Raw genomic sequence first — 19,440 nt, forward strand, 5'->3', positions numbered from 1 at the left:
ATGCGGTGGTCTGTACGAGCGTGCGCGTCAGCGCAGGGCCAGCGTTACCGCTGCGGCCAGCCGCTGCACGGCCTGCTCGATCTGCGGGACCTCGGGCGCGGCAAACGACAGGCGCATGGTGTTGCGTTGCGCGTTGTCCGGGTAGAACGCCTTGCCGGGCACATAGAGCACCTGCTGGGACACGGCAGCATCAAAGAGCGCTTGCGGGTCGAGGGACTGTGTGAACGTGGCCCAGACAAACATGCCGCCCGCCGGCGCTGCGCACTGCACATGACCATCCAACTGCGTGGCGATGCCTTGCACCAAGGCCTGCATACGCCGCTGATACTCGATGCGGGCGCGCTGCACCGTGGCCGGATAGCGGCCGGTTTCCAGATAACGCGCCGCCACCATCTGCGCCAGGGGAGACGTGCACAAATCCACCGTCTGCTTGGCGATGGCGCAGCGGCGCAGCAGGCTGTTGTCGGCCAGCATCCAGCCTATCCGCAGCGCGGGCGCGACGGTCTTGGACAGGCTGGAGAGATACACCACCGGGTTCGTGCCGCCCACGGCCAGCCGGTCGCCCACGGTGCGCAGGGTTGGAGGCATGGCTGCGGTGCTGCCCTGAGGCGCATCAAAGCGCAGCTCGCCGTAGGGGTCGTCTTCCACCACCCAGAAGCCGTGAGTGCAGGCCATCTGCACGAGGGCTTCGCGCCGCTGGGCAGAAAGCAACGTGCCGCGCGGGTTGGAAAAATTCGGCACGGTATAGAGCAGCTTGGGGCGCTGCGTGGCAGGCAACTGGCGCAGCAGGTCGGCCAGTGCATCGGTTTGCAGGCCGTGTTCGTCCATCGGCACGGGCACGATGCGCGCTTGTGCCAGGCGCAGGGCCTGCAGCGTAGCGGGGTAGGCGGGCACTTCCACCAGCACCGTATCCCCCGGTTCGATCAGCGCCCGCACCAGCAGGTCGAACGCTTGCTGCGAGCCCGTGGTCACCATCACCTGCTCGGCGCTGCCCTGGATGCCGCGTTCGCCCATCAGCCCTGCCAGGGCGGTGCGAAGGACCGGCAGCCCTTCGGTCGCGCCGTACTGCAAGGCCTGCGCATCGCCTGCCATGGCTTGGGCGGCGGCATGCGCCAGCCCTTGGGCATCGAATAGGCTTGGCGACGGATAGCCGCCGGCCAGCGAGATCATCCCCGGCTGGCTGAGGTATGGGAACAGTTCGCGGATGGGCGAGCCGGTAGGGTGCGCAAACGGGGCGGCAAAGCCCGGCATGGCGGCTTGTGCGTGCAGGTCAGTCATGCGGCATCCACGACGGGCGTGCCGCACAGCACGGCGCGCACCTGATCAATGGAGCGCTGCTGTGCCGCCTCGTACAACGCGATCTCGTCATGCACGGGCGTGCCCAGCGCGGTCTCAAACGCCTGCTGTGCGGCGTGGGCCTGATACTGCTTCTGCTCTTCGCCGCCCAGGTTGGACTGGAAGATGCCCGCCGCGCTCACCGGCAAGAAATCTTCATACGTGATGGGATCGGCTTGCACCCAGCCCTTGGCGAGGAGTTCATCTAACGCAGCATCGGCCGCAATTGCGGTGTCGGCGTGTGCGTGGCCCGACGGTGTGAGGGTGTAGCGATAGAACGCCAGCCCTTGCGCACGCAACGCGTCATGGGTGTCGGGAAAGGCGCGGAAGGCCTGGGCAAGCCGATCTGCATAGTTGGGTGCGGCGCTGCCGGCATTGCCGATGCTGCGCACCTCGGCCAGCAGTTGGTCGTACAACGCGCGGCCTTTGCGCGTCAGGGCGACGCCGCGCTGCTCGATTTCGCCAAAGCGCGCCGTGTGGGCGCCTGCATCGTCGGTAAAGCGCACCGCTTCCTGCAGCGCCTTGAAGCTGGTCTGGCGCAGCAGGATGGGGCAGTCGCGGCGCGGCGGGCCTTCCACGACATCCTTGGCGTCCATGCCGTGTGTGGGCATGGCGGCCTGGGCAGCGTCGATGTCGAGCGTGCGCGGCGTCAGATGGTTGATGTGGGGGCCACGGAAGCACACCACGTCGGCCACGAGGCGGTGCGCCGCTTGCAGTGCCCGGTAGGTCTGGGCGTCGACCGTGGCGGAGCCGTGCCAGCGGAAGGTCTCCAGCGCCTCGCGCACAAAGGCGTCGGCATCCGCGTCGGCCAGGCCGCCGTCGGCTTCGCATTGGGCGATCAATTCCAGCACCCGTGGCGTAAAGATTTGCCGGCGCGCCAGGATGGCAGTGGCCTTGTCGCGCAGGGCCGCGTCGGTAATCAGCTCAAGCCGCAGCAGCGAGGTGAATACGCGAAACGGATTGGCCAGCAACGCGGCATCGGCCACCGGGCGAAACGCCGTCGAATGCACGGGCACGCCGGCCACCGACAGATCGTAGTAGCCCACCGGTTCCATGCCCATGACGGCAAACAGCCGGCGCAGCGTGGCCAGCTCGGCCGCGGTGCCGACACGGATGGCACCGTGGCGCTCGATATCCAGCCGCTCCAGCTCGCCCGACTGCGCCATTTCCGCACGCAGCGCGGGCTGGGCGTTCAGCGTGCGAGCGTTGATGTCGGACACCAGCTCGACCAGGGTGCCGTATTGCGGCACCTCGTCGCGGTACATGGCCGACATGGCGCGCGAAAAGCGCGAGCGGATTTCGTTTGCGTGGATGAAGTTGGAGGCCGAAGGTTGATGCGCAGTGCTCATGACTGGGTCGGGGTTTAGCAGGGATGAAGCGATGCTAGGGTGGCGAATGAAGGCCGGTCAAACGATAATCCGGGCGTAGGTCATTCCAATTGAGAATGAACTGCGCGACTTCCGCACCGCACAACCCAGGCGCTCACATGTATCTGTCCCGCCGCTTTCTTCCGCCAATGTCCTTGCTATGCGCGTTCGAGGCCGCCGCGCGCCACCAGAGCTTCACGGCCGCTGCCGCCGAACTCCACCTGACGCAGAGCGCCGTGAGCCGCCAGATCCGCGCGCTGGAAGACCGCCTGGGTGCTGAACTGTTCGTGCGCGAACGTCAGACCGTGCGCCTGAGCGCGGCGGGCCAGGCGTATGCGGAGGAAATCCGCGGCGCGTTGATGCGCATCTCCAGCGCCACGGTCGGGTTTCGTGCCAATCCGCAGGGCGGCAGCTTGAATCTGGCCATCCTGCCGACCTTCGGGACCCGTTGGCTGGCGCCGCGCCTGCCGGCGTTTTTCGACCAGCACCCCGGCATCACCATCAATCTGACGACGCGGTTGTCGCAGTTCGACTTTCAACTGGAGGCGGTGGATGCGGCCATCCATTTCGGTACGCCGCACTGGCCCGGGGCGGAGCTTGCCTTGCTGATGAGCGAAACCGTCGTACCCGCTTGCAGCCCGGCGCTGTTGGCCCGGTACGGCTTTGCGCAGCCGCGCGATCTGCTGCACGCGCCGCTATTGCACCTCGCCTCGCGCCCCGATGCGTGGCCGCGTTGGCTGGCCAGCCATCAGGTGGCGGGGGCAGAACCCCAAGGCATGCTGTTCGACCAATTTGCCACCGCCGCGCAAGCTGCGGTTGCCGGGCTGGGCGTGGCGTTGTTGCCGCGTTTCCTGATCACCCACGAGCTGCAGCAGGGCGACCTCGTGCGGGCGTTGCCGCATGTGCCCGAGATGGAAAGTGCCGAGCGCTACTACCTTGCGTGGCCGACCAGCCGCGCTGACTATCCGCCGTTGCAAGCCCTGCGGACATGGCTGGTGAAGGCGGCACAAGACTTCATGTCAACGCAGGCGGGCGGTACGACAAAACCATCGCGTAAAGCGTTCGCACTGGCAAAACGATGGCAAGAGGGTAACTAAGGCGACTGCGCTCGCCTTACGGTGCCCTGCCTCCGCTTGAGCCGTCGCGAGGCGCTGAACTCCGTCGGCCGGAACGGAAGTCCCAGGCTCCGTTGACCGCAAGATGGGTATGATCGTCGGCAGTCACGAGAATCTCGGGACGACGACGTCAAAGATGGCAACGAGAACCACATGATCAAAGTCACCGTGATGTACCCATACACCGAAGGCGCGCGCTTCGACCACACCTACTACCGCGAGCGCCACATGCCGCTGGTGAAGGCTAGGCTGGGCAGTGCCTGCGCGTACTACACCGTCGCAAAAGGCTTGACCGGCAGAGTGCCCGGTGAACCGCCCGCCTTCGTGGCGATGTGCGCGTTCATCTGTGATTCAGCCGAAGGCTACGAGGCCGCCATCCAACCGCACCGCGCCGAGATCCTGGGCGACATCGCCAACTACACCGACATCACGCCGGTGGTCCAGTTCAGCGAGGTCGTCGTCGAGAGGTCGGATCGTTGAACGCACCGGATCGCTAGTCATACGCTGGCGCGAGGATCAAGTGCGCAAGCCCTAGCGAACGGATACCGATGTCCGCTTTCGGCCATCTTGAGACATTCGACGCAATCACCCGGATCGTCGATAAGCGGAAATAAAGATCCCGGGGTAGTCCGAAGCGTATTGCGCAAGAAACCCAGACGAGACTTCTGCGCGACGCGCGTAGCACGCCACTTGGCCTGGCCCGCATCTCGCCCAGTTGGTCATGCGCAATGCGCGCCTCTTCAACGATGCGCCGAGAACTCTCGTAATAGATCTGGCCCGCGTCTGCCAGTTCGATCCTTCGGGTCGTGCGATGCAACAGGCGCAGACCTATTGATTTTTCCAGCTCTCCGAGCGCAATGCTGGTAACGTGGTCCTGAGGGAGGCGCGCGTCCGCGCCCATGACCCCATGCATCGCCGAAATTCCGCTACCGGGATAGAGAAAACGGCTCACTGGCGTTCGAACTTGCCGGGGCTATGTTGAATGAGATGGACCGGTCTCAAGAAGCAGGTTCGATCTCCCTTTCAGCACCCGTGCATTTCTGCCATGAATCCGTCTGCCGGCAGTGAGGCAACACTGCTACTCGAAGCCCCATACGAGCCCAAATTCTGGAAGGGACTCGCAGCGGGCATTGCTTTAAGCGTGAGCGAATCCTTGCTCATTTTCGTAGCAACTCACGACCGTTCTGCGCCGCTTGCGATCCGCGGCATCCTCTGGTGCATCGTCGTCGCTCTCGTCTTTCCGCTGGTGACCTTTTGGGCAATGTTTGTGGTCACGTCCTTGGTCTACCGGACGCTAAAGCTGACGACTGCCGAAATCTCCGTTCCTACAGGGTTTTCCCCACGAAACACTGTTGTACCGCTTCGCGACATCAAGAGGGTTTCCGTCCGGCTGACTGGAGACCGTCGCTCTCTGGACATTTTCCACAGCGTCGGAAGGCTCGGCATTGCGGAGTCATGGTTACCAAGTTCAGAAGCGCGTGAGAAAGGTGAGGACGACCGCAAGATTCTGGACAGACGAGCAGGGCGCCGGTGACAAAGGCGGGGCGACAATGAACACATCAAAGATGACCACGGCTTATCGTGCGGCCGCGTCGCTCGGTGCGGTGGCGTCTTGGGTTGCCCTTATCTGGATGACGGGCGTTCTGTTCTTTCCCAACACTGGATTTGTGTTCGGTGGCCTGGCTGTTGCCATTTCACTTTGGGTGATCACGTTGGCAGTAGCCGCGACCGTCAGGTGTCCAAAGTGTGGGGGGCGAATGCTGATCGTGTGCCAGTCTCCACCGGACTCGCTAGCCTGGCGCGCGCTGCGGGAGCGGTTCTTCCCTGTGGAAGCTGTCACGGGAAGGCTGCTCCACCATCGCTGTCCGTACTGCAATGCAAACGTGGAACTTGCTAATTCAGTCGCAGCCTCTGATTGAGGGGCGCGGCAAGCTGTCATGTTCCGTCCCCCCAAAAGCGATCCGAGGGAGGCGCCAGATGACAACCAAGAGGGAGCAATACCTGACGATGGCCGCTTTACTCATGGCAATGGGGGCGCGGCGGGAGGTCGTGATCGGCCGTTGGCAATTTCAAGTGCGACACAAATGCCGATTGCAACGAACCACGGCTCGCCGTGGCGCATGACAACGCGCATCGAGTGGGATTCGAAATTGAAGTGTTCCGGGTAGGGGCGAACGCCGACGCGCTGCTGAGATTTCCAGCCCTGGCAGATCCCAGTTGCGGTGAGTAGACCGCCTCTTCGCTGCCAAGCGAGGGTGGGGTGGAACCGAACAGGTTGGCGAACCGGAACTCAGCAACCGGCAGGCCCGAAGCCCTCCTATCCGGCCTGCCCATGGGGGTACGAGTCAAGCGCAAAAAAAATGCCGCGCGTGAAAGCAAGTGCGGCTGATGTTCGACCGAGTATCCCGGGCTGTTCCCCTGCGTGCTGCTGTTTCGGCAACCGGCCAGGTATTTCTTAGCACGTGGCGGCAGTATAAACAGCCGTATCGGCGCGGATACCGAGGTCACGGCGGAACATTTCCGGATCGAACCCCTCCTGAATCTGGTGCGCCTCAATCGCGGATTTGGCGGCCTCCATGGCTTGTGGGCTGGCCCATTCGACGAAGGACACCACGTTGAACTCGGTGGTGCCTGCGGTGAGCGTTAGCACTAAGCTTTTCAAGCAACCCGGTTGGGCGGCGAGCAGGTTCTTCGCTTGCTCGAGGCGCGCCATGAAAGCCGGCATCGCGGCCGGCGGTACGGCAAAGCGGCCGATGCGGAAAATCGCCACGTGTGAGTCGTCGGAAGCTTGTATGTATGTCATGCGGAACCTCGTCAATGGGAGTGGGTAGGAGATACCGCAGTACTCTAAAATCTCAAGTATGGTTGAGGTCAAGAGGTTCGAGCATGAAGAAACATCCCTTGGAAGAAATGGGTATTCCGCTCACGTTGAGCGTCGGGGAGGTGTCCCGCCGCAGCGGCGTGCCCGTATCGACACTGCATTTCTACGAGGCCAAGGGTCTCATCAAAAGTCACCGGACCAGTGGCAACCAGCGCCGATATTCGCGCGACGTTTTGCGCCGCGTAGCGTTTGTGCGTGTGGCGCAGCGTGTCGGCATTTCGTTGGCGGAGATAGCAGCCGGGCTGGACAAACTGCCGAAGGGCAGCACACCGGACCGCGAAGCTTGGTCGCGATTGTCGACGGCATGGCGCAGTGACCTCGACGAGCGCATCGCTCAACTCAAGAAGCTGCGCGACACATTGGATGATTGCATCGGCTGTGGCTGCTTGTCGATTGACCGGTGCCGCCTGCGCAATCCCCTGGACAAGTTGGCACAGGAGGGAGCGGGGCCGAGGCGACTCATGATCAAACCTTTGAAACCGTGATCACGCGGCCACTGCCAGGCGCTCAGCCGGCGGCCAGATGAAGTCGCACAGCGTGAATCTGGGCTTTAGCAGTTCCGCCTGCCGACTGAGCTATCCGTCGTGCGGCATCCCCTCGAAGAGTCCGTGCGGCACTAGCGGGCTACGTCCATCCAGGGCGAAGTGTCGATCCGGATTCTGTAAAACGTTTGCTTCGAGCTGGAAAAAAGCGCCCTGCACACGCGGGCGCGACACCCCCCTCACCCTCGAAAGAGGCATCATAAAAACGCAGGCGACGCAAAGGTTGGGACCATTGAGCATCCTGCGCATTTTGAATATCGGCGGTTGGTTAAAAAAATTGATCACCCTTTGGAAGTAGATATTTTGAGGTAAATCTTTTATCAAGACTTTCTTGCGCGCCATCCAAACACTTCGTTGTGATGTTCTGACGCATCTCGCCTTCGGCTCTAGTGTGGGGGTGAGCCTGCCGACATAGCCCGCGATATTGCTTCGGTGCTTGGTGACAACGTGAAACTCGGTTGGGCTGATCGAGCCGCTCTGATTATCCCCATTGCCAATCGCGCCTTGCGGTACAAAGCGTCCGCCGCAAGCTAAGGGGGCGGAGCGAGGTGTCGCCGTCGCAGTCCTCGATTTTTAGTCGAAAGAATTCAAATGATGCGGCGGGCAAGCATGGCTCTGATTTCGCCGATCGCCTTCGCTGGATTCAGCCCCTTCGGGCAAACGTCCGTGCAATTCAATATTGAGCGGCAGCGGAACAACCGATAGGGGTCGTCGAGATTATCGAGCCGCACGTTCGTGCCCTCATCGCGGGAGTCCACGAGAAACCTATACGCTTGCAGCAGCCCTGCAGGGCCGACATATTTATCGGGGTTCCACCAAAACGATGGGCAGGCGCTCGAGCAACACGCACACAGGATGCATTCGTAGAGTCCATCGAGCTGGTCGCGTTCCTCCGGTGATTGGAGACGTTCTTGGTCGGGCGGTGGCGTATCGTTGAGCAGGTATGGGGTGACCGAGTGATACTGCTTGAAGAAGCCTGTCATGTCGACGATCAGGTCGCGGATGACCGGAAGACCTGGTAGGGGGCGCAAGACAGTATGGCTCGGCAGCTCGCGAAGGTTCGTCGTACAGGCAAGGCCATTCTTGCCATTGATGTTCATCGCGTCTGAACCGCAGACACCTTCGCGACACGAGCGCCTGAAGCTCAACGTTTCATCGAGCGCCTTCAGGCGAATCAGCATGTCGAGCAACATTCTGTCAGATGACGCAAGGTCGACTTCGAATGTCTGCATACGAGGCTTGGCATCACGGTCCGGGTCGTAACGGAAGATTTCGAACGTTTTGAGTTCGCTCACGATGTATCTCCGTCTTGCTGCATGCACCGCAACAACCATGTGGAGCATGGACGCTACTTCACTAGCATCAGCCCGCCTTGCCGAGAGGGGCCGTGCGCTCACTTTTATATGTCATGAGCGGATACTAAGAAAGTCTGGCGAGGCTATTCCAGTCGTACATATGCAAGTGACCGGAAGTCGCCAGCCATTGCCTCATTGCATCATTGACTTGGGCGACCGCCTCAGGTGACACCCGCCTGTCTTTGTAGACCGACCCAGTTCCCGACACGCCCGGCGCCGAGTACTGGATGGCATGCGCCGGTTTGTCCAGGTACGCGCGACTTCGCCGCCTCGTCGCTGTTGAGCTGTATCGTGAAGCTGTAGTCAGCAAAGCTGTTATTGCAGTTGACGTCGAGGGACAACCGCAGCCGTTCTCAGAACAAGTACCAAGCTTGTGGTCCGTATTCCAGGACTTCCGCTTCTATCCGCAATTTGCTCTTCTTGTCGCATGCTTCCAGCGGAAGGACATCCGCTGGCCCGCCCAGCGCTTTACACGTCTGTGGTGGAGCCAATCACGTCGTACCTGTGCAACGGGTACGGGCGCGAAACCGGGGCCGGTTGCCGTTCAAAACGCCATGGCAAGTCATGGATTCTATTACCAAGGAAAGCCTTGATTCGGTGGGAAAAAATCTTCCACTTGAGGGGCTTTCTGCATTTAGAATCAATGGCTTACATAAAAAATTCCATCATGTCCATCCAACACGCACTGCTGACCTCCCTGCTGGAAAAGCCCTCGTCGGGTTATGAGCTTGCCCGCCGCTTTGACAAGTCGATGGGCTATTTCTGGAGCGCCACGCATCAGCAGATCTACCGCGAGCTTGGCCGCATGGCCGAAGCGGGCTGGGTGAGCGTGGAAGAAGAGGAAGACAGCCGCAAGAAAACCTACACCGTCCTGCCGCCGGGCCGGGACGAACTCGCCCGCTGGGTGCTGGAGCCGACCGTGTCGTCGGACAACCGCGAGGAAGTGCTGGTGAAGCTGCGCGCCGAGGCGGTGATCGGCCCACTCGGTTTTGCCGATGAGATGCAGCGCCTGGTGGAGCAGCACCGCACGCGCCTGAACACCTTCCGCGAGATCGAGAAGCGCGATTTTTCGCGGCCCGATCTCACTCGTGCGCAGCAGTTGCAGCACGCGGTGCTTCAGCGCGGCATCGTTTACGAAGAAGGCTGGCTCGCGTGGGCAGGCGATGTGCTGCCGTTGCTGGAGCCAGCCTCTGTGACGGCCTAGTGGCCTAATGGGCTAATGGCCTGACGGCTTACACCGTCGCCTTGTCAGCCGTCGGAGCGCGCAGCGCTTCGATGTTGTTCAGGCGACGGCGCGCCACCTCGAACTCCTCGGCAAAGCGCTTGACGAGTTCTGCCGCCGGCACCACGCGCTTGACTGCGCCCACGCCCTGGCCGGCACCCCAGATGTCCTTCCATGCCTTGGCCTTGGCGCCGCCGCCCGAGCCGAAGTTCATCTTGCTCGGGTCCGATTCCGGCAGCGCGTTCGGGTCCAGCCCGGCGTTCTCGATGCTCTTGCGCAGGTAGTTGCCGTGTACGCCCGTGAAGAGGTTCGTGTAGACGATGTCGGTGGCGTTGGATTCCACGATGGCCTGCTTGTAGCCTTCCACCGCATTGGCTTCTTCCGTAGCGATGAAGGCCGAGCCGACATAGGCCAGGTCCGCGCCGGCGGCCAGCGCCGCCAGGATGGCGTTGCCGTTGGCGATCGCACCCGACAGCAGCAGCGGGCCGTCAAACCACTCACGAATTTCGTGGATCAATGCAAACGGCGAGGTCGTGCCTGCATGGCCACCCGCGCCCGCCGCCACGGCGATCAGGCCATCCGCGCCCTTGTCGATGGCCTTCTTGGCAAACGTGTTGTTGATCACGTCGTGCAGCACGATGCCACCGTAGCTGTGCACCGCGCGGTTCACGTCTTCACGCGCGCCCAGCGAGGTGATGACGATGGGCACCTTGTACTTCACGCACAGCTCCAGGTCGTGCTCCAGGCGGTCGTTCGACTTGTGCACGATCTGGTTGACGGCAAACGGTGCCGACGGCTTGTCGGGGTGCTGCGCGTCGTATTCGGCCAGCTCCGTGGTGATGCGCTGCAGCCAGGTTTCCAGCAGCTCGGCGGGGCGTGCGTTGAGCGCCGGGAACGAACCGACCACACCCGCCTTGCACTGCGCGATCACGAGGTCGGGGTTGGAAATGATGAACAGCGGCGAGCCCACGACGGGCACGGACAGGCGGTTTTGCAGGATCGGCGGCAGCGACATGGCAGTCTCCGTTGGTCTTGATATGGAATCGGGATCGGAATCGGGGGAAGGGTGTTCAGGCGCCGGCTTTGAGCAGGCCGATCTTGTCGCCCAGCTTGGCGCCCATGGCCGCGCCGAGTGCCTGCAGGCCCGAGGCCGGACGCACCATGACTTCGAACTCGACGATCTTGCCGTCGGCGTTGAAGCGCACCATGTCGATGCCCTTGAGGGCCTTGCCGCTCACGCTGGCGCTGAATTCAAGCACCACGCTCGCGCCGTCGTCGGTGGCGAAGCTGCGGTGGTATTGGAAGTCTTCAAAGACGGTGTTGACGGTGCGCAGCACCAGCGTGGTCGCCGTGCGGCCCGGATAAGGCGTGTGCGCCACGGGGGAGCGGAAGACGACTTCGTCGGCGAACAGGCGGTCGAGATCGTCCATGTTGCCGCTGTCGAGCATGGCGTGCCAAGCCTCGAGCGTGGCTTGTGCAGGGGCGTTCAATGTCTGGGGAATCGGCTGCGGCATGCTGGCTCCTGAGCAGAAAGTGCAACGGATTGCATCAATGTGGGATGCAACATAGCACAGCCAACTTTCTCTATGCAACAAGTTGCATAGTGGAGCCATTCGACTTCAGCCGATGTCAGCCGGCAGCGTGCTCGGGGTGCTGTGCACGTACCACGATGACGGTGCGGTGCGACAGGCGCGCCGTGCGCTCGGCCACACTCCCTAGCAGAAGGCGCGCGAGCCCATGCTTGCCTTGCGAGCCCACCACGATGGTGTCGGCCTGCCAGCGCTCGGCCTCGTGCTCGAGCGCGTTGCCGATGTCGTCGTCGGTGGAGTCGAGCATCAGCACCCCGGTTTCAGCCGCGGTGCCCTCAGCGTCGAACCGGCGCTGCAGTTCAACCAGCGATGCGCTGGCCGTCCGGTGCGCCTCTTCGCGCAACGTGTCGACGCTGTAGATTTCGCGCGATTCCGGCATGTTCGGCGAGCCGATCGCCCAGACGACCCGGACCCGGCCGTTGAATGCGCGGGCGAGGGCGGCCGCTTCCTCCACCGCCATGTGGGATTCATGGGTGCCGTCGAAGGCGGCAAGAATGCGTTGATGCATGGGCGCTCCGCAGAATTGGAATGGGAATGCCTCACTGTAGCAGCGCACGTGGGCGATGCTGCACCCCGGATGTGCCCGGGTTGCGCCGCATCAAACCGCTGCCGTCGTGCGCGCCGGGTGCGCCAGCAGCAAGTCCAGCAGCCCCTGGGCCGCCACCGACAGGCTGCGCCCGTCGCGCCGGATGACATACAGCGTGCGCACAAGCCCCGGCGCCGGCAGCGGCCGCACCACCAGCTCGGGCAAGCGGAACTGGAACAGCGCCAGCGCGGGAATGACGGTAATGCCCAGGTTGGCCGCCACCAGCGCGGCCGCCGTGGCCAGGTGTTCGACTTCCATGCCGCTGCGCAGCTTGGTCGGGTGCAGCGCCGCATCGAGGTATTGCCGGATGCTCGTATTGCGCGCGAGGTGGATGAACGGCGTATCGACGAGATCGCCCACCGCCAGCCCCTGCTTGCGCGCAAGCGGGTGATCCTGGTGGCAGACGAGGTGAAAGTCGTCCGTGCAGAACGGTTGTGCGGCCAGGCCCGCCATGTCGGCGCCCATGGCCGCGATCGCGAAGTCTGCCGCGCCGCGCCGGACCATGTCGATGCATGGGTCCGACAGTTGATCGTGCAGCGCCAACTGAATGCCCGGATGCTGCGCCGAGAACGCGGCCAGCACGCCCGGCAGAATGCCCGCTGCGATCGATGGCAGCGCGGCCACCGTCACGCGCCCGGTGCGTGCCGCGGCGCGATCGCGCAGCTCGGAAAACGTCGCCTCGAAATCGGCCAGCAGGCGCAGTGCCGATTCGGCAAAGGCTTCGCCCTCGGGGGTCAGTTCAACGTGGCGCGTGTTGCGGTCGAACAGGCGCACGCCGGCATCGGCCTCCAGGTTCTGGATCAGCGCGCTGAAGGCCGATTGCGACAAGTGGCAAGTCTGTGCCGCCTGCGTGAAGTTCTTGTGCTCGCGCAGCGCGGCAAAGGCGCGGAGCTGCTTGACGGAGAGGTTCATGGCGATGCCCGGCGTGGTGCGCCAGCTTAGCCGGGAATTTCCAGCGTGAGCAGCGCGCTCGATAGTGACTTGCCGTGCGCATCCAGCGCCAGCGAGCGCGTCACGCCGCCGGCCAGCGCGCCGTGCAGCACGAAGTTGAGCGCGCCCAGTTGCGGCAGCACGTAGCGCTCGACATCACCGTGGACGAGTTCAGCGAAATGCGCGCGCACGCGCTCGGCCGTCACGTGTTGTTCGAGCACGGCAAAGTCTTCCCGCCGATGCGCGATGACGGACAGGCACGAGATGTCGCCCTTGTCGCCGGCACGGGTGTGGGCGAGGTCGCGGAGGATGCGGGGCATGTCAGCTCTCCAGAATGTGCACGGCGTGCGGGGCGAGTTCTGCCGGGATCAACGTCGACGCCACGGCGATGATCTCGCGCGCGCTCTTGGTCGCGCCGCCGCCGCCGGACGGGCCGCACGTCAGCAGTGTTTCCACTTCGTTGCCGATGCGCACGGCTTCGGCCATCGACTCGGTGCGGGCGGCCACGCGCACGCGCACTTCATACGGATCGGCATCGGTGCGGGAAAGGGCTGCGCCGTGCAGTGCATCCACGCCGATCAGCTCGAAGCGCGTTTCCGTCATCTGCACGCCCGTGAGCGCCAATCGCTCGCGCACGATGTCGAGCGCCAGCTTGCCACGGGCCACTGCGTTGGGGCCGGCATAGCTGATCTGGCCATCGCCGACATAGCTGTCGAGATAGCCGATCGAGACCTTCAACTGGCCCGTGCGCGACGTGCCGGTGGCACCCTCAATGACGATGCGGTCTGTGCCGTCGGTGTGCATGCGCACGTTGGAGAAGTCCGCCACCACATCAGGCGTGAGGTACCGCGCGGGATCATGGATCTCGTACAGCAACTGTTCTTTGCACGTGGCTTCGGTGACGAGGCCGCCGGCCGTGGCGACTTTGGTGATGAGCACCGAGCCGTCTTCGCCCACCTCGCCGATGGGGAAGCCCAGGCGCGCTAGGTTGGGCACGTCCTTGACGCCGGGGTCGGCAAAGTAGCCGCCCGTGATCTGGCCCGCGCATTCAAGCAGATGCCCGGCCAGCGTGCCGCAGCCCAGGCGGTGCCAGTCGTCCATGCGCCATCCAAAGGCATGGACGAGCGGCCCGAGCGCCAGCGCCGGGTCTGCAACGCGCCCGGTGATGATCACATCCGCGCCCTGGGCCAACGCATCAATAATGCCCTGGGCGCCGAGGTACGCATTGGCCGACACCATGCGTGCGTGCAGCGATGCGACGGGTGCGCCGCCATCCATCAGCGTGAAGTCGTGGCCGCGTGCTTGGAGCAGATCGAACACATCGTCGCCGGTCACAGCCGCCACGCGCAGCTTGAGGCCCAGCTCGCGAGCGATGTCGCGCGTGCGCTCGGCCGCCGCCTGCGGGTTGGCCGCGCCCATGTTGGTCACGATGCGGATGCCGCGCGCCGCGCATGCCGGCAGCACGGCGCGCATGCGCGCTTCGAGCAGCGGGTCGTAGCCATGCGATGGGTCTTTGCGGCGCACCTGCTGCGCGAGCGCGATGGTGCGCTCGGCCAGGCATTCGAACATCAGCACGTCGATGTCGCCATGCTCTGCGAGTTCCAGCGCCGGTTCGATGCGGTCGCCCGAATAACCGGCGCCGCCGCCAATGCGTAATGTTTTCAACTCGGTCTTCATGCCATCACCACGGAAGCACGCCCAGCACCACGGCCACTGCGGTCATCAGCAGCGAGGCACCGAACAGGAAAGGAATTGAGAATTTCTGGTGGTCTGCCAGATCGATGCCGCACAGGCCGACCACGAGGAAGGTCGCCGGTGTGAGCGGGCTGACCGGGAAGCCGGTGGTCATCTGGCCGAGCACGGCTGCCTGTGCCACGTGCACCGGCGCAACACCCAGCATCTTCGACGCCTCTGCCACGACGGGCAGCACACCAAAGTAGAACGAATCCGGATCGAACAGCAGCGACAGGGGCATCGACAGTACGCCCAGCACCACCGGAATGTGGTGCGCCATGCCGGGCGGAATGAAATCGACCGCCGTCTTCGCCATTGCCGTGAGCATGCCGGACTTGCTCATGATGCCGGTGAACACGCCCGCGGCCAGCAGAATGCTCGCCATCATCAATGCGGCCTTGGCGTGGGCGTCCACGCGCTGGCGTTGCTGATCGACGTTCGGGTAGTTGATCAGCAGCGCGGCGACCACGCCCAGCATGAACATCACCACCGGGTCGACCTTGCCGCTCACCATCACGCCCATCACCACAACGGTGAGGACGAGGTTGATCCAGAAATTGCGCGGGCGGCGCAGCGCCTGTTCGGCGTCTGACAGCGGGCGCGCGACGACGTGCGCGCCGCCCGCGTGGTTGGCGAGGCCCAGGCGTTTTTCTTCACGCTTGCCCAGCAGCCACGCGCATGCAAACACGAAAACGAGCCCCGCAATCTGCACCGGGATCAGCGGATTGAAGATGTCCGTTACCGGCATATGCAGGGATGCGGATGCGCGGATCATCGGCCCCGTCCACGGCAGGAAGTTGACACCGCAGGCCATCGACGTCACGCATGCCAGGATGCGGCGGTCCATGCCGAGCCGGTCGTACAGCGGCAGCATGGCCGGAATGGTGATCAGGAACGCCACCGCGCCCGATCCATCCAGATGAATCAGCAGTGCCAGCAGCGCCGAGCCCACCACGATGCGCGGCGGGCGGCTGCCCACGGTGCGCAGGATGCGGTCGATGATCGGGTCGAGCATGCCGGCATCGGTGACGATGCCGAAGTACAGGATGGCGAAGATGAACATCCCCGCCACGGGGGCGACGTCTTTGATGCCGCCGATGATGAACTTGCTGGTGTTGAGCCCGAAGCCGCCCAAAAGCGCGGCGACGACGGGAATGGCGATGAGCGCGACCAGCGGCGACATGCGTTTGGTCAGGATGACGACAAACAGCGCGACGATGGTTAGCAGCCCGAGCAGTGCGAGCATGGTCTCCTCCGAGTTTTTGGATTCGGAATCCCTGTTGGCGGGATTTAGGAGCGACTGTAGAAGTGTGTGATCTGCCTGTGAAACAGAATATTTGGATCGATTGTGCGGATCTGTCGATGAGTGATGCCGACGCCGCCCCCGAAATCCCGGCAGAATGTCTCGCGATCCAATCCACCAAATCCACCAATCCTCTGCCGGAGAGACCGTGAGCGCTACCCCAACCGTCCTGATCCTGCCCGGCTGGCAGAACTCCGGCCCCGAGCATTGGCAATCGCGCTGGGAACGCCTGCACGGTGATCGCCGTGTCGAACAGCGCGACTGGGTTGCCCCCAAGCGTGCGGATTGGGTGGCCGCGCTGGAGGCTGAAGTCAGCGCTGCCGCCGGTGATGTCGTCTTCGTGGCGCACAGTCTGGGCTGTGTGCTGACGGCGCATTGGGCGGCCACTTCCGCCCGTGCCGTGCGGGTGCGCGGCGCCTTGCTGGTCGCGCCGCCGCAGCTTGATCGCGCCGACATGCCGCCCGAGCTGGCCGACTTTCGACCCATTCCCCAGCAGCGTTTGCCGTTTCCCGCGGTGCTGGTCTTCAGCACCAACGATCCGTTCAGCGATGCGGCTTGGAGCCACGGCCAGGCCGAAGCGTGGGGTGCAGAACCCGTCGACGTGGGGGCGCGCGGTCATATCAACGCCGAATCGAGCCTGGGCGATTGGCCGGAGGCCCGCGCCATCGTCACCAAGTGGATGAAAGACCTCATCTGACGTCCTCGGAATGAGGGGCTTGACCCTGAAGCTTCTTCAGGGTTTTGAATGGAGGCATGAAATCCGATCTCGCCTCCACCCTGCCTGTCCACGACCACGCCAAGCCGGAAGCGTCCGGCTGCGGCGGTTGCTGCGGTCATGCGCAACCGGTCGCAAGGGACACCGCCCCCCATGCGCATGATCATGGGCACGATCATCACGATCCTGCCCACCACGATCATGATCACGGCCGCGCGCCCGAAGCTGTGGCGCCCGTCGATGCCGCCGCACGCGCAGCCGCCACCGGCCGCACCGTCGTGCGCATCGAGCAGATGGATTGCCCGACCGAAGAGCGCATGATCCGCGCCAAGCTGGGCAGCGCGGACGGCGTCGTCGCGCTGGATTTCAACTTGCTGGAGCGTCACCTCACCATCCACCACACCGTTGACGATGTGGCGCCCTTTCTGGAGGCGCTGCGTGCCATCGGCATGGACGGCGAGGTGCTCGAACAGCGCGACCGCGTGGCGGCCGCACCTGGGGAACCGACCCGCATCTCGCGCCGCACGTGGCTGCTCGGTATCGGTGGCGTGGCCGCCTTCGGCGCCGAGGCCATCGCCTGGTCGCTGGGCGATCATGCGTGGCCGGTGCTGGCCCTGGCGCTTGCCTCGATCGCATTGGCCGGCGGCCCGACGCTGCGCAAGGGCTGGATTGCCGTGCGCGCGCTCACGTTCAACATCAACTTCCTGATGGCGGTGGCCGTCATCGGCGCGCTGCTGATCGGCAAGTGGGCCGAAGCGGCCATGGTGATCTTCCTGTTTGCCGTGGCCGAAGCCATCGAGGCGCGCGCGTTGGTGCGCGCCCGTGATGCCGTGCGTGCACTCACCGCCATCGCGCCAGACACCGCAGAGTTGGCCGACGGCGTGGGCGGCTGGCGTGATGTGGCGGTCGACAGCGTTGCCGTCGGCGCGCGCCTGCGTGTGCGCACCGGCAGCCGTGTGCCGGTCGACGCGCGCATCGTGAGCGGCCGCGCCGCATTGGACGAATCGCCCGTCACTGGCGAAAGCCTGCCGGTGGAGAAAGCCATTGGGGACACCATCCTCGCTGGCACCATCGTCACCGACGGCGTGGTCGAGGCGCAAGCCACGGCGGTGGCTGCGGACAGCACGCTGGCGCGTATCGCCGGGGCTATCCAGCAAGCGCAATCGCAGCGCGCGCCCACGCAGCGTTTCGTCGACAAGTTCGCCTCGATCTACACGCCCGCGATGATGTTGCTGGCGCTCGCGGTGGCCGTCGTCGGCCCGCTGGTCACGGCGGACGGTTGGCTGGCATGGATGTATCGCGCGCTCGTGCTGCTGGTGATCGCCTGCCCGTGCGCGCTGGTGATCTCCACGCCGGTGACGGTGGTCAGTGGCCTGGCCGCCGCCGCGCGCCGCGGCATCGTCGTGAAGGGCGGTGTGTATCTGGAAAGCGGCCGGCGCCTGCGCGCGTTGGCGCTGGACAAGACCGGCACGCTCACGGCAGGCCGCCCGGTGCTGGATGCGGTGATGTTGCCTGATGGCCCACGCCGCGCCGTCGCCGATCTGAACGCCGTAACCGACGCCACGCCGTTGCATGCATTGGCAGTGGCGGCAGCACTCGATGCCAACACCACGCACCCGATTGCTGTGGCGATCGTGCAGGCGGCTGCGGCGCACGGTGCGGTCGATGCGAATTCGGTGGAAGACTTGTCGGTGCTGCCGGGCCGTGGTGTCGCGGGCACGCTCAACGGTGTGCGTTGGCATCTGGGCAACGCGGCGCTCGTCGCAGAGCGAGGCTTCGACACCGCCGCGTGGCGCGCCGCTGCCGAGTCGCTGCAAGCGGAAGGCATGTCCGCCGTCACGCTGTGCGATGCGAACGGCGTCGTGGCGCTCTTCGGAGTGCGCGACCGCGAGCGTTCGGAAAGCGCCGCGGCCATTGCCGACCTGCGCGCGCTGGGCGTGCAGCCCGTCATGATCACCGGTGATGACCGCCGCGCGGCGCAGGCCATCGCCAAGACGGTCGGCATTGACAGCGTGCACGCCGAACAGCTTCCCGCAGACAAGCAGCGCGTGGTGGGCGAACTGGCGGCGCAACACGGCTTTGTCGGCATGGTGGGGGATGGCATCAACGATGCACCGGCACTTGCACGAGCCGACATCGGCTTTGCCATGGGTGCGGCGGGCACTGCTACCGCACTGGAAGCCGCCGATGTTGCCATCATGGATGACGACCCCCGCAAGCTGGCCAGCTTCATCCGCATCAGCCGCCGCACGGTGGCCGTGCTGCGTCAGAACATCGTGCTGGCGCTCGGCATTAAGGCGGTGTTTCTGGCCCTGGCCGTGGCGGGCGAGGCCACGCTGTGGATGGCCATCTTTGCCGATGTGGGCGCGAGCCTGCTGGTGGTGTTCAACGGCCTGCGCGTGATGCGCGTGCGCGCTGCCTGAGTGCGTTCAGGTGGATCGCCGCACGAACGCGGAAGAGGGTGGGCGAGCACAGGCAAGGTGGAAAACCGATAGCTAGCGATCGGCGCGGCCGAAGCCGCTCTTGCCTGGCTCACCCATTGAGGGGACGAAGCCAGGCCATAGCATATGAGGACAAGCGCCTATGCTTGGCACCTGCCCGCTAGCTAAGAGGTTTCCACGCCTCGACCACTTTCTCCATGGCACCGAAAGTGATGCACGAAAGTGAAATGACCGCTGCTTCGTCGCAGCAAGGGTCGGAACTATAAATCAAGAATTGTCTGGTGCCCCGGCGCTCTTTGCGCTGGCGGCCAAGGGTCGCTGTCAG

General features: G+C 64.1%; 19 protein-coding genes and 1 pseudogene. 7 read left to right on the forward strand and 13 right to left on the reverse strand.

Going from position 1 to position 19,440, the window contains the following annotated elements; genetic code table 11:
- Window positions 1-27: 27 nt before the first annotated feature.
- Together R2N16_RS10380 and hglS are read right to left on the reverse strand one after the other, a co-directional pair.
- A complete protein-coding gene (locus tag R2N16_RS10380) occupies window positions 28-1,278 on the reverse strand; it encodes an aminotransferase-like domain-containing protein (protein ID WP_316665596.1) in 1,251 nt (416 codons plus the stop codon).
- A complete protein-coding gene (gene hglS, locus R2N16_RS10385; RefSeq protein WP_316665597.1) occupies window positions 1,275-2,684 on the reverse strand; it encodes a 2-oxoadipate dioxygenase/decarboxylase HglS in 1,410 nt (469 codons plus the stop codon). Before hglS ends, R2N16_RS10380 begins: the two co-directional genes overlap by 4 nt.
- A 137-nt stretch (window positions 2,685-2,821) precedes the next feature.
- Here hglS and gcvA point away from each other — a divergent pair, with 137 nt between their 5' ends.
- Entirely contained in the window at window positions 2,822-3,799 is a 978-nt protein-coding gene (gene gcvA / locus R2N16_RS10390; RefSeq protein ID WP_316665598.1) for a transcriptional regulator GcvA, read from the forward strand.
- A 171-nt stretch (window positions 3,800-3,970) separates the two neighbouring features.
- Window positions 3,971-4,297, forward strand: a complete 327-nt coding sequence (locus R2N16_RS10395) for an EthD family reductase (protein ID WP_316665599.1) — start codon at window positions 3,971-3,973, stop codon at window positions 4,295-4,297.
- A gap of 190 nt (window positions 4,298-4,487) precedes the next feature.
- Here the strand turns inward: R2N16_RS10395 and R2N16_RS10400 are convergent.
- Window positions 4,488-4,718, reverse strand: a pseudogene (locus tag R2N16_RS10400) (LysR family transcriptional regulator); the annotation flags it as partial.
- 144 nt (window positions 4,719-4,862) lie between these two features.
- Between R2N16_RS10400 and R2N16_RS10405 the strand changes: the two are divergent.
- The gene (locus R2N16_RS10405) at window positions 4,863-5,351 is read left to right on the forward strand and encodes a hypothetical protein (RefSeq protein ID WP_316665600.1); all 489 of its coding nucleotides are present in this window, start codon (window positions 4,863-4,865) and stop codon (window positions 5,349-5,351) included.
- Between the two features lie 921 nt (window positions 5,352-6,272).
- On the opposite strand, the gene R2N16_RS10410 is transcribed toward R2N16_RS10405, so the two are convergent.
- Window positions 6,273-6,587, reverse strand: coding sequence for an antibiotic biosynthesis monooxygenase family protein (locus tag R2N16_RS10410; protein WP_316665601.1), 315 nt, complete (start codon window positions 6,585-6,587; stop codon window positions 6,273-6,275).
- 116 nt (window positions 6,588-6,703) lie between these two features.
- Here R2N16_RS10410 and soxR point away from each other — a divergent pair, with 116 nt between their 5' ends.
- Window positions 6,704-7,183, forward strand: a complete 480-nt coding sequence (gene soxR / locus R2N16_RS10415) for a redox-sensitive transcriptional activator SoxR (RefSeq protein ID WP_316665602.1) — start codon at window positions 6,704-6,706, stop codon at window positions 7,181-7,183.
- A gap of 90 nt (window positions 7,184-7,273) precedes the next feature.
- On the opposite strand, the gene R2N16_RS10420 is transcribed toward soxR, so the two are convergent.
- Together R2N16_RS10420 and R2N16_RS10425 are read right to left on the reverse strand one after the other, a co-directional pair.
- Complete coding sequence (locus R2N16_RS10420; RefSeq protein WP_316665603.1) at window positions 7,274-7,582, reverse strand: hypothetical protein; 309 nt, start codon at window positions 7,580-7,582, stop codon at window positions 7,274-7,276.
- A 245-nt stretch (window positions 7,583-7,827) separates the two neighbouring features.
- Entirely contained in the window at window positions 7,828-8,535 is a 708-nt protein-coding gene (locus R2N16_RS10425; RefSeq protein WP_316665604.1) for a succinate dehydrogenase iron-sulfur subunit, read from the reverse strand.
- A 727-nt stretch (window positions 8,536-9,262) separates the two neighbouring features.
- On the opposite strand from R2N16_RS10425, the gene R2N16_RS10430 reads away from it, so the two are divergent.
- Window positions 9,263-9,799 carry a PadR family transcriptional regulator gene (locus R2N16_RS10430; protein WP_316665605.1) on the forward strand — a complete coding sequence of 179 codons (537 nt, stop codon included), beginning with the start codon at window positions 9,263-9,265 and terminating at the stop codon, window positions 9,797-9,799.
- Window positions 9,800-9,827: 28 nt separating this feature from the next.
- Here R2N16_RS10430 and R2N16_RS10435 read toward each other — a convergent pair whose 3' ends face one another.
- The 7 genes from R2N16_RS10435 to R2N16_RS10465 form a co-directional block, all read right to left on the reverse strand.
- Window positions 9,828-10,832: an NAD(P)H-dependent flavin oxidoreductase gene (locus R2N16_RS10435; RefSeq protein ID WP_316665606.1), complete on the reverse strand. Its 1,005-nt coding sequence runs from the start codon at window positions 10,830-10,832 to the stop codon at window positions 9,828-9,830.
- Window positions 10,833-10,887: 55 nt separating this feature from the next.
- Window positions 10,888-11,331: a nuclear transport factor 2 family protein gene (locus R2N16_RS10440; RefSeq protein ID WP_316665607.1), complete on the reverse strand. Its 444-nt coding sequence runs from the start codon at window positions 11,329-11,331 to the stop codon at window positions 10,888-10,890.
- A 115-nt stretch (window positions 11,332-11,446) separates the two neighbouring features.
- Window positions 11,447-11,914, reverse strand: coding sequence for a universal stress protein (locus tag R2N16_RS10445; protein WP_316665608.1), 468 nt, complete (start codon window positions 11,912-11,914; stop codon window positions 11,447-11,449).
- A 90-nt stretch (window positions 11,915-12,004) separates the two neighbouring features.
- Window positions 12,005-12,904 carry a LysR family transcriptional regulator gene (locus R2N16_RS10450; protein ID WP_316665609.1) on the reverse strand — a complete coding sequence of 300 codons (900 nt, stop codon included), beginning with the start codon at window positions 12,902-12,904 and terminating at the stop codon, window positions 12,005-12,007.
- 26 nt (window positions 12,905-12,930) lie between these two features.
- On the reverse strand, window positions 12,931-13,242 hold the full coding sequence (locus tag R2N16_RS10455; RefSeq protein WP_316665610.1) for an AtuA-related protein: 312 nt from the start codon (window positions 13,240-13,242) through the stop codon (window positions 12,931-12,933).
- Window position 13,243: 1 nt separating this feature from the next.
- Window positions 13,244-14,599: an acyclic terpene utilization AtuA family protein gene (locus R2N16_RS10460; protein ID WP_316665611.1), complete on the reverse strand. Its 1,356-nt coding sequence runs from the start codon at window positions 14,597-14,599 to the stop codon at window positions 13,244-13,246.
- A gap of 4 nt (window positions 14,600-14,603) precedes the next feature.
- Entirely contained in the window at window positions 14,604-15,902 is a 1,299-nt protein-coding gene (locus R2N16_RS10465) for a CitMHS family transporter (RefSeq protein ID WP_316665612.1), read from the reverse strand.
- A 205-nt stretch (window positions 15,903-16,107) separates the two neighbouring features.
- Here R2N16_RS10465 and R2N16_RS10470 point away from each other — a divergent pair, with 205 nt between their 5' ends.
- Window positions 16,108-16,656, forward strand: coding sequence for an RBBP9/YdeN family alpha/beta hydrolase (locus R2N16_RS10470; RefSeq protein WP_316665613.1), 549 nt, complete (start codon window positions 16,108-16,110; stop codon window positions 16,654-16,656).
- A gap of 56 nt (window positions 16,657-16,712) precedes the next feature.
- Window positions 16,713-19,097, forward strand: a complete 2,385-nt coding sequence (locus R2N16_RS10475; RefSeq protein WP_316665615.1) for a heavy metal translocating P-type ATPase — start codon at window positions 16,713-16,715, stop codon at window positions 19,095-19,097.
- The last annotated feature ends 343 nt before the right edge of the window (window positions 19,098-19,440 follow it).

Origin of the sequence: Ralstonia psammae, from assembly GCF_958405935.1 — a bacterium.
GTDB classification, from domain to species: Bacteria; Pseudomonadota; Gammaproteobacteria; order Burkholderiales; family Burkholderiaceae; genus Ralstonia; species Ralstonia psammae.

Coding starts and splice junctions, on each gene's coding strand:
- R2N16_RS10380 (WP_316665596.1), bottom strand. CDS start 1,278: ATGACTGACCTGCACGCACAAGCCGCCATGCCGGGCTTTGCCGCCCCG.
- hglS (WP_316665597.1), bottom strand. CDS start 2,684: ATGAGCACTGCGCATCAACCTTCGGCCTCCAACTTCATCCACGCAAAC.
- gcvA (WP_316665598.1), top strand. CDS start 2,822: ATGTATCTGTCCCGCCGCTTTCTTCCGCCAATGTCCTTGCTATGCGCG.
- R2N16_RS10395 (WP_316665599.1), top strand. CDS start 3,971: ATGATCAAAGTCACCGTGATGTACCCATACACCGAAGGCGCGCGCTTC.
- R2N16_RS10405 (WP_316665600.1), top strand. CDS start 4,863: ATGAATCCGTCTGCCGGCAGTGAGGCAACACTGCTACTCGAAGCCCCA.
- soxR (WP_316665602.1), top strand. CDS start 6,704: ATGAAGAAACATCCCTTGGAAGAAATGGGTATTCCGCTCACGTTGAGC.
- R2N16_RS10420 (WP_316665603.1), bottom strand. CDS start 7,582: ATGGCGCGCAAGAAAGTCTTGATAAAAGATTTACCTCAAAATATCTAC.
- R2N16_RS10430 (WP_316665605.1), top strand. CDS start 9,263: ATGTCCATCCAACACGCACTGCTGACCTCCCTGCTGGAAAAGCCCTCG.
- R2N16_RS10435 (WP_316665606.1), bottom strand. CDS start 10,832: ATGTCGCTGCCGCCGATCCTGCAAAACCGCCTGTCCGTGCCCGTCGTG.
- R2N16_RS10440 (WP_316665607.1), bottom strand. CDS start 11,331: ATGCCGCAGCCGATTCCCCAGACATTGAACGCCCCTGCACAAGCCACG.
- R2N16_RS10445 (WP_316665608.1), bottom strand. CDS start 11,914: ATGCATCAACGCATTCTTGCCGCCTTCGACGGCACCCATGAATCCCAC.
- R2N16_RS10450 (WP_316665609.1), bottom strand. CDS start 12,904: ATGAACCTCTCCGTCAAGCAGCTCCGCGCCTTTGCCGCGCTGCGCGAG.
- R2N16_RS10455 (WP_316665610.1), bottom strand. CDS start 13,242: ATGCCCCGCATCCTCCGCGACCTCGCCCACACCCGTGCCGGCGACAAG.
- R2N16_RS10460 (WP_316665611.1), bottom strand. CDS start 14,599: ATGAAGACCGAGTTGAAAACATTACGCATTGGCGGCGGCGCCGGTTAT.
- R2N16_RS10465 (WP_316665612.1), bottom strand. CDS start 15,902: ATGCTCGCACTGCTCGGGCTGCTAACCATCGTCGCGCTGTTTGTCGTC.
- R2N16_RS10475 (WP_316665615.1), top strand. CDS start 16,713: ATGAAATCCGATCTCGCCTCCACCCTGCCTGTCCACGACCACGCCAAG.